The organism is Pseudoduganella sp. GW821-FHT12E03, assembly GCF_058807115.1.
In genome coordinates this window covers 1-2,130 of the sequence record NZ_JBXAQJ010000038.1, presented here as the reverse complement: position 1 = coordinate 2,130, position 2,130 = coordinate 1, and the positions used below count along the sequence as shown (strand labels likewise).

The 2,130-nt window shown below is 67.9% G+C and carries 1 protein-coding gene; it reads left to right on the top strand.

All coding sequences use genetic code 11. The annotated features are described in order from the left end of the window. A partial coding sequence (locus AC1RRC_RS33180) for a non-ribosomal peptide synthetase (RefSeq protein WP_493060197.1) occupies positions 1 to 2,130 on the top strand: 2,130 nt, incomplete at both ends.

The window sequence follows — 2,130 nt, the reverse complement described above, 5'->3', positions numbered from 1 at the left end:
AGTTCGACCTGACACTCAACATCACCGAGCAGGACGGCGCCCTCGATTGCGTCTTCGAATACAGCACCGACCTGTTCGACGACACCACCATCGCCCGCATGGCGGCGCATTTCAACCGCCTGCTCGCGTCCATTGCCGAAACGCCGGCGGCCCGCATCGGCGACCTGGCCATGCTGGACCGGCAGGAGCGCCAGCAACTGCTGCACGACTGGAACGCCACGGCGCTCGCTTGTCCGCGGACGGAAACGCTGGCCCGCCTGTTTGAAACCCAGGCCGCGCTGCGGCCGGACGACATCGCGGCCAGCTACGACGGCCTGCAACTCCATTACGGCGAACTGAACGCGCGCGCCAACCAGCTCGCCCATTACCTGCAAGCGCAGGGCGTGGGCCCCGACGACCTGGTCGGCATCTGTGTCGAGCGTTCGCTCGACATGGTGGTCGGCATGCTGGCCATCATCAAGGCCGGCGCCGCCTACCTGCCGCTCGATCCGGGCTATCCGGCCGAGCGCCTGGCCTTCATGCTGGCCGACGCCAAGCCGGTCGCGCTGCTGGTGCACAGCCACCTGCAAGCGCAGTTGCCACCGCACGCCCTGCCCTGCCTGTGCCTCGACGGCGAATCCCCGGTGCTGGCCCACTATCCCGCCCATAATCCGTCCAGCGCCACGCTGCCGGAGCACCTGGCTTACGTCATCTACACTTCCGGCTCCACCGGCCGCCCCAAAGGCGTCGGCATCAGCCAGCAGGCCGTCAAACGCCTGGTCTACGATACCGCCTATATCAGCATCGGGCCCGGCAACCGCATCGCCCAGGTCGCCAACAGCGCCTTCGACGCTATCACGTTCGAACTGTGGGCCGCGCTGCTGCATGGCTGCCAGCTGTGCATCATCGAGCGCGACGTCATCCTGTCGCCGCTGTCCTTCGTCGCCGCGCTGCGCGACCAGGCCATCGACACCATGTTCCTGACCACGGCCTTGTTCAACCAGGTCGCCAGCGTATGCCCGGATGGCTTCGCCCACATGCGCCAGTTGCTGGTCGGCGGCGAAGCGCTCGATCCACGCGCCATCGAACGCGTGTTCCAGGCCGGCCCGCCGGCGCGTCTGCTCAACGTCTACGGCCCGACCGAATGCACCACCTTCGCCCTGTGGCATGAAATTTCGCTATCCGATACCCAGGCGCCTTCGATCCCGCTAGGCCGTCCGATCGCCAATACCCAAACCTATATCCTGGACGGCTGCGGCCAGCCCGTCCCGGCCGGCATCCCTGGTGAACTGCATCTCGCCGGCGACGGCCTGGCGCGCGCCTACTTGGACCGTCCCGAACTGACCGCGGAAAAGTTTATCGCCAATCCGTTCACGTCCGTACCGGGCGCGCGCATGTACCGCTCCGGCGACCTGGCCCGCTATCTGCCCAACGGCGCCATCGAATACCTGGGCCGCATCGACGACCAGGTCAAGATCCGCGGCCTGCGCATCGAACTGGGCGAGATCGAAACCGCCCTGGTGTCGCTACCCGCCGTGCGCGACACGCTGGTGCTGGCGCGCGAAGACCGGCCCGGTGACAAGCGCCTGGTGGCCTACCTGGTCGAACAGCAGCCATCGGCCGCGCCGCAGGAAAGCGTTGCCGCGCTGCGCGCAGCCTTGCTGCGCACCCTGCCCGATTACATGGTGCCGGCCCATTTCGTCTTCCTCGACCAGATGCCGCTGACGCCGAACGGCAAAGTCGACCGCCGCGCCCTGCCCGCGCCCGACATGGGCGCCGCCACCGCCGGCCATGTCGCGCCGCGCACGCCGGCCGAAACGACCCTGGCCGCCATCTGGGCCGACGTGCTCCAGCTCGACCAGGTCGGCGTCACCGACAACTTCTTCGCCCTGGGCGGCCACTCCCTGCTGGCCACCCAGTTGGTGTCCAAGGTGCGCGCCGCCTTCGGCGTGGACCTGCCTTTGCGCACCCTGTTCGAGGCCGCCACCATCGAAGCCTTGAGCGCCTGCATCGAACGCATCGGACAAGCGGCTACGGCCTTGCTGGCGCCGCCCATGCTGCCGGTGGCGCGTGACGCCGCGCCGCTGGCCCTGTCGTTCGCCCAGCAACGCCTGTGGTTCCTCGACCAGTTCGAAAGTGGCAGCGCGTTCT